This window comes from Johannesbaptistia floridana (assembly GCF_057440575.1).
Map to the genome: position 1 here is coordinate 1 of NZ_JALKVM010000344.1, position 7,145 is coordinate 7,145.

Annotated in this window: 7 protein-coding genes; 6 read left to right on the forward strand and 1 reads right to left on the reverse strand. The window is 34.3% G+C overall.

From position 1 onward, the window contains the following. Positions 1–236: 236 nt before the first annotated feature. From MW688_RS19150 to MW688_RS19165, 4 genes are all read left to right on the forward strand, one after another. The gene (locus MW688_RS19150) at positions 237–1,985 is read left to right on the forward strand and encodes a hypothetical protein (RefSeq protein WP_486737614.1); all 1,749 of its coding nucleotides are present in this window, start codon (positions 237–239) and stop codon (positions 1,983–1,985) included. Positions 1,986–2,099: 114 nt separating this feature from the next. Then, entirely contained in the window at positions 2,100–2,684 is a 585-nt protein-coding gene (locus MW688_RS19155; RefSeq protein WP_486737615.1) for a LutC/YkgG family protein, read from the forward strand. Beyond that, positions 2,681–3,418, forward strand: coding sequence for a (Fe-S)-binding protein (locus MW688_RS19160; protein WP_486737616.1), 738 nt, complete (start codon positions 2,681–2,683; stop codon positions 3,416–3,418). The genes MW688_RS19155 and MW688_RS19160 overlap by 4 nt, the downstream gene beginning before the upstream one ends. Positions 3,419–3,420: 2 nt before the next feature. Further along, the gene (locus tag MW688_RS19165) at positions 3,421–4,809 is read left to right on the forward strand and encodes a lactate utilization protein B (RefSeq protein ID WP_486737617.1); all 1,389 of its coding nucleotides are present in this window, start codon (positions 3,421–3,423) and stop codon (positions 4,807–4,809) included. A gap of 761 nt (positions 4,810–5,570) precedes the next feature. Here MW688_RS19165 and MW688_RS19170 read toward each other — a convergent pair. Further along, positions 5,571–5,762, reverse strand: coding sequence for a hypothetical protein (locus MW688_RS19170; RefSeq protein WP_486737618.1), 192 nt, complete (start codon positions 5,760–5,762; stop codon positions 5,571–5,573). A gap of 100 nt (positions 5,763–5,862) precedes the next feature. Here MW688_RS19170 and radC point away from each other — a divergent pair, with 100 nt between their 5' ends. Together radC and MW688_RS19180 are read left to right on the forward strand one after the other, a co-directional pair. After that, positions 5,863–6,594 (forward strand): RadC family protein, encoded by a 732-nt coding sequence (radC, locus tag MW688_RS19175; protein WP_486737619.1) that lies wholly within the window; start codon positions 5,863–5,865, stop codon positions 6,592–6,594. 106 nt (positions 6,595–6,700) lie between these two features. Next, positions 6,701–6,880, forward strand: a complete 180-nt coding sequence (locus tag MW688_RS19180) for a hypothetical protein (RefSeq protein ID WP_486737620.1) — start codon at positions 6,701–6,703, stop codon at positions 6,878–6,880. The last annotated feature ends 265 nt before the right edge of the window (positions 6,881–7,145 follow it).

The following is a 7,145-nucleotide window of genomic DNA, read 5'->3' on the forward strand; positions in this document are numbered from 1 at the left end:
TCAACCAATTTTTAAGGGCGATCGCATTAATTCTTTAACTCATTACTTCAAAACTTCAAAACTTCAAAACTTCAAAACTCATAATTCATCCACAACCAGTAACATTAGGTATAGATGCTTTGGTGTGAGGTACGCTGTTTACAGAGCGTGCTTCTTTGTCACCCCATGAACTTGGGCCCTCATGTATTATGATAAAATCAAAGTCTCAAAGCCTACTTCCTTAAAAAAACTTAATTATGTTTAAATTAGAATATAATCCTTGGATACCACTTATAATCATTCTTTTTTACTACACATTAGTTTTTTATCTTTTACAAATATTTGTAGATTATTATCAGTTTACAGATTTCCTTCTGCCCAATCAAGATTCAGTGGATGAAAAAATCATATATATATATAATTTTATTAAAAATCTTAATCCGCTGTTATATTTGATTCTAGTAATTATCTTAAGTCCTTGGGGATTACTGAGAAACATAAATTTAGATTTATTTATTAGTAATTTAGCTAGTCTTGTTTTTTTTATAACAACAACTATAGTCAGTGGTTGTTCTTTCTATTTATTTAAAACCATTTCTCTGGAATTTAATATAACTGAAATAAAAATAGATATTAAGATATTTTTACCATTAATTAAACTAATTAATCAGGGTTTATATCTAGATTTATGTTTAATAGTTGTCTTCATGATATATTTCTTGTTTGTCCTTGCTAACTTATATTATGCCAAGGAGAATATCTGCCAAAAATATATTTTTTCTAAAAAAGAATATTGTTCAATTTGTGGTTTATTGACGGCCATTATTGTTAACCTCTTATTATTTATAGTCTTTGTTAAATCAGAGTCGGCTTTTTTTGAAAGCGACGATTACTTATTATACTCAATCCTAATCATCTCAATTTTTCTAACTTTATGTTCCTTTATTGCGATAATTGTAAATTCATTTGATTCACTAACTTCCCATGATGATGAATGGTTAAGTGGTTTGTTTATTTTTATATGTTTTTTTTGTTTTATATGTTTATTGTGTTTAGCCGTATTTAGATACTCGTGGTTCCAAAACGTTTTTTTAAGTTTATTTTTCAAACAAAACTTCAGGTTAACTTATACAATTTTAAGTTTGAGAATAATCATCCCTATTATAATTTTTAATTTAGTGATTATAGTAAAGAATAATAGTAAATATCAACGTCAAATCAAAAGTATAATTCAAGAAAATAATCGTTTAGCAGAAGATATCATATCTTTTATTCCCTCAACACCTCGATTAAATTTAGATATTTTAGGGCAATATGTCTTCAAATCAAATATTACTTTTATAAACGTATTAGCTAATTTTACTGTTAAAATTTATGCTTCAATTGTCACCATTGCTATGAGAATTTTAAATGCTATAAATTCAATAGCATTTTCAATCTTAAGATTGATTTTACAATGTTTAATAGTATTACTTAAAACCTTATTCAATTTTTTGAGTAAATTTGGCTTTTACATACTTCGAGGAGTACAATGTGCTGCCATAATATTATTTGAATACGTAAAAGCTCTGCTATGTAATCTATACAAGATTATGCTCATACTAGTTAACATTTTTGTGCCTACCTCATTACTAGTTATTTCTTGCTTATGTGCTTACGTAATTTGTCAAATTATCCCAATTTTTTTCCTTAACCAGAACAATTTTTTATTAATCATTATTGTATTTTTCTTGGTGAATATAATTGTAAACTGCTATTTTTATTGTTTATTCACAAGTAGGGAAAAATCTGAAAAAATAACCAAGCTATTCGTTAAAAGATTGACTGAAAATGCAGTATTTTTACTTGTAATCTATACTCTATCATCTTGGTTAATTATTCTCGGTGATAAATTATATTTAAAAACTGAACACTTTCAAGCTAATACAATAACTTATATTGGTAGTTTTTTAATAGTACTAAGTCCTTTTTTAGCTTTGTTACTCTCAAGTCTGATGAAAAAGTAAGTTTTCCTAAGAAGATGATTAACTTGAAAGTGTTACTGTAAAGTTATAAAATTTTGGTGCATTGACGAATTGATTATAATCAAAAAATAAACTGAGAAACACAGAATACAGAATATGGATAGTAGAAATAGTATCTTAGCCGGAGTCAAAAAAAATCAACCTCCCGCAATCCCTCTTCCCGAATTAACCCCTTTTCCTCAGGAAGAATCAATAGACTTATTATCAGCATTTAAAGTTCAATTAGCAGCTATGGGGGGAGAAGCGATTGAAATCAAAGATATCAAAGAAATTGAACCGAGAATAAGACAATTATACCCGGAAGCTCAAGTAATTTGTAGCACCATTCCCGAAATTACAGGAACAATAACTCTAACAGATACCACCAAACCTCAAGATTTAGCAGATGTAGATGTAGCGATAGTCAAAGCACAATTTGGAGTGGCAGAAACAGCAGCAGTTTGGTTAACCGAAGCAGAGTTAAAAATTAATGCTTTAGCTTTTCTGACTCAGCATTTAATTGTAATCCTCGATACAGGAAAACTTGTAAAAGATATGCACGCCGCCTATAATAAAATAAACTTAACAAGTTCACCCTATGGAGTATTTATTGCTGGACCTTCAGCTACTGGAGATATAGAAGCAGTAATTATTCACGGCGCCCAAGGACCTCGTAGCCTCAAAGTATTTTTATTATTATGAAAGTTGGTTTATTTATTCCCTGTTATATTGATGCCTTTTTCCCTGAAGTAGGTATTGCTACAGTAGAACTCTTAGAAAAGTTGGAAGTAGAATGGGAATATCCCCTGAATCAAACCTGTTGTGGTCAACCAATGGCTACTAATGGCTGTCAAGATGATGCGGTTGCCGCAGAAAATTTATTTATTGAGAATTTTCGAGATTTTGAATATATTATTGGACCTTCTGGGAGTTGTGTCCACCACATTCGAGATAATTTTGACGCTATCCCCCAAACCGAAGCAGTAAAACAGGTGCGCAGTCGAACCTATGATTTAGTAGAATTTCTTCACGATATCCTGCAAGTCAAAGAGTTACCCTGGGCAGAATTTCCCCATAAAATTGGTCTACATAATAGTTGTAGTTCTTTACGTGGTATAGGACACGCTCAACCATCAGAACTAATGTTACCCTTTTTCTCTAAAACTGTGAATCTTTTAGAGAAAGTAAAAGGAATCCAACTAATTACTCCAGACCGACCTGATGAATGTTGCGGTTTTGGTGGTACTTTTGCTGTATTTGAAGAAGCAGTTTCAGCCCAAATGGGTTATGACAAGGTGACAGACCATCTTCGTAATGGTGCAGAATATATAGTATCTGCTGATATGACCTGTTTAATGCACCAAAAAGGAATTATTGAACATTGTAATTTAGATTTAAAAGTAATTCATATCGCTCAAGTTCTTAATGGTAATTAATTATGAGTAAACCAGTAAATCAAGCGGCTGCCGCAGAAGCATTCATAGCCAATCAAGACCACCAAACAAAACATGATCAATATCTGTGGAATGTTAGACAAAAACGCGATCGCGCCGCAGCTAAACTGCCGGAATGGGAACAATTGCGAGAATTAGCCTCTCAAATCAAAGCCCATACTCTCACCCATTTAGGGGAATATCTCGAAGAATTTGAAGCTAAAGCTAAAGCTAACGGAATTCACGTACATTGGGCTAGAGATGGTGCCGAACATAATAACATAGTTTATGATTTACTTAGTTCTCACCAAGTCAAATCTCTAATCAAGAGTAAATCTATGTTGCAGGATGAATGTGAGATGACCCCCTTTTTAGAAAAGAGAGGAATTACTGTCACAGAATCAGACTTAGGTGAGAGAATTCAACAATTAGACCATCAACCTCCTAGTCATATAGTTATGCCAGCTATTCACAAAACCCGTGAAGATGTAGCGGCTTTATTTGCCAGAGAGATTGATAGTGACCCCAATAATAATGACCCTCACTATCTTAACGAGGTGATGCGCAATAATGCACGTCCTCGCTTTTTAGCGGCAGATGCGGGAATGACTGGAGTTAACTATGGTATTGCTGAAACAGGAACTTTTGTAGTTTGTACTAACGAAGGTAACGCGGATATTGGTGCAAGTGTACCCTCTCTCCACATTGCCAGTATGGGGATTGAGAAAGTAATTCCCAAGGTAGAACATTTAGCAGTATTTATCCGTTTATTGTCTCGCAGCGCTTTAGGTTCTCCTATTACTCAGTATACCTCCCACTTTACAGGTCCTAGAAAGGGAGGAGAAATGCACATAGTCATAGTAGATAATGGACGTAGTGAACGTTTAGGGATGGCTGAGTTTTGGGAATCTCTTAAATGTATCCGTTGTGGCGCCTGTCTGAATACTTGTCCTGTTTATCGTCGCAGTGGCGGATTAAGTTATGGTTCGGTTTATTCTGGTCCTCTGGGTATTATTTTAGACCCTACCTTTGATATTGTTAAGTATAGCAACTTACCCTATTCTTCGACTCTTTGCGGTTCTTGTGGTGATGTTTGTCCAGTTAAAATAGATATTCCTCAACAAATCTATCAATGGCGTCGGGTAATCGCTAAACGCAAATTACTCCCCCTCAATAAGAGTTTAACCCTAAAAGCTTTGGGAACTATACTGGGTAATCCTCAACTGTATCGCGCCGCGGAAAATATCGGCGAACAAGAGATTATGAGCAGATTTCCAGGTTTATTTGCTAATAAACTATATAATCCTTGGGTGAGACATCGCCGTATGCCTACCATACCAAAACAAACCTTTAGACAGTGGTATATGGAATGTAGAATGAAGAATGAAGAATGAAGAATTTAGAATGTAGTAGGGTGCGTTAACTCAGACCCTCGCATCTTGATCACTCATTTACTTGTGGATGAATCTTGAAGTTTTGAAGTTTTGAAGTTTTGAATAAAAGAATTAATACTAAACGCTTAAAAATTGGTTTCCACATATTAATGCGTAGTGCTATATATTGTACAAAAAATAATTTCGCCCATGGGCGAAATTTCTGATCTTATCCTAAGCGATCGCATGTAATAGTAGTAGTAGGGTGCGTTAACTTAGACCCTCGCATCTTTATCACTCATTTACTTGTGGATGAATAATGAGTAATGAGTTTTGAAGTAATGAGTTTTGAATTAATGCGAAACGCTTAAAAATTGGTTGACCAAAAAGGCGTATTCAGAATTTAGTAGGGTGCGTTAACGAAGTGTAACGCACCATCAATATTTCGTATTCAAAAGCTTATCTGTTTAATAAGTAGGTGGGCTTACAATACTGCGTAGGTTTTGAATCAAACATATTCCTTCTGAGAAAGCAGGGAGCAGGGAGCTTCTGAGCAGGGAGAGGGGTTTTTGGCTTTGTACCTAATCTCCTTTCAACCTTACTCTAATCAATAATTTTCTCTTAACAAAAGCAGTATTGGGTGGGCTTAATTAAAAGTTAAAATGAGTTAGGGAATAGAGAACAGCGGTGGGACAAGGCCCTCACCAAAAGTGTCCGCGCCAGTCATGGCGATCGCATGTAATAGTATAAATCTTTATTTACATTACCTGTTGTATAGTACATTAATCATTTCTATGGATTTTTTCACACTCCAGGTCTTGACGTAAACCTTGTCCGATATAGAATTTTAAGAGAGCTTCTAAAGACATATCTTGATTGTGAGCAATTGTTTTTAAAGACTCTAAAGTATCTTTAGGAATTGAAATTGATACTTTTTCTGAGGGACGAGGTTTAATGGTGAGGGATGACCACAATAATTTGGTACATAAGTACTGGTGGAAGATGTGAGCTAAATAAGTCTACAATATATAGAATATTTTCAAATTCAAAAATGTCTTTTTCCGTAACACTAAAATGGTTTATAACCTAAGAATTGCTGATTTGCCAATTAGTGAGCGTCCTCGCGAGAGATTACTAAGTATTGGTGTAACGAGTCTTTCTAATGCTGAATTGATTGCTATTTTACTAGGTACAGGCCAAGGCAAAGGCAAACTTTCAGCAGTAGGATTAGGACAACATATACTTCAACAATTAGGACAGGACAAACGCGACCCTTTAGATGTATTAAGAAATGTTACCCCTCAAGAATTGATGAACATTCCCGGAGTAGGACCAGCGAAGGCTACAGCAATTCTTGCAGCCATCGAGTTAGGGAAAAGAACATTTCAGTTACGACCTAATCAACGTGCTTTGATTGATAGTCCTAAGGCGGCGGCGGCGGTTTTTAGCCATGATTTGATGTGGCAAACTCAAGAAAAATTTTCTATTCTGATGTTAGATATCAAAAACTGTTTAATTAGTAATAAGTTAATTACTATTGGAACAGCTACAGAAACTCTGGCCCATCCTCGGGAAATTTTTCGTGAAGCTATTCGCCAAGGTTCAGCTAAACTAATTATTGCCCATAATCACCCTACAGGCAATACAGAACCATCACAAGAAGATATTCTTCTAACGGAACAATTACTGAAAGCGGCCCAGTTTTTGAATATTCCTATATTAGACCATTTAATTTTAGGGAATGGGGACTATACAAGCTTACATAAAACTACTACCCTTTGGCAAGATTATCCTCAAGAAATGTGAGCAAGCAGAAGAATGTTTCCCTCAAAAAGAAATTACTAATCCAGATGAGTAGAATTTTTGATAACCAATTAAATAATATTAGTAGTGTAGATTTCAGAAACAAAACATGCTTAAAAAAATCGCTTCTTTAGCAATATTTGCCACTTTTAGTTTATCTACCGCAGCTTTAGCTCAATATAAGTATATCTCCATCAATGGTCAAATTGTTAGCTTGACCAGAAAAACTGAGAGGGTGACAATAAACTCAGATATTGCATCTTTACCTAATGTTACTGGTTGTGGATGAATAATGAGTAATGAGTAATGAGTAATGAGTAATGAGTAATGAGTAAGACGTCTTGAAGTAAGACGTCTTGAAGTCTTGGAGTTTTGAAGTCTTGGAGTTTTGAAGTCTTGAAGTTTTGAAGTTTTGAAGTAATGAGTTAAAGAATTAATGCGATCGCCCTTAAAAATTGGTTGACACTCAAGGCATATTCAGTATGTTTGTTCTATAGCCACGATCTTCGGCGAAAGAGAAATGAACTTTTTCTGAGGTTAATTTAGTACATAAG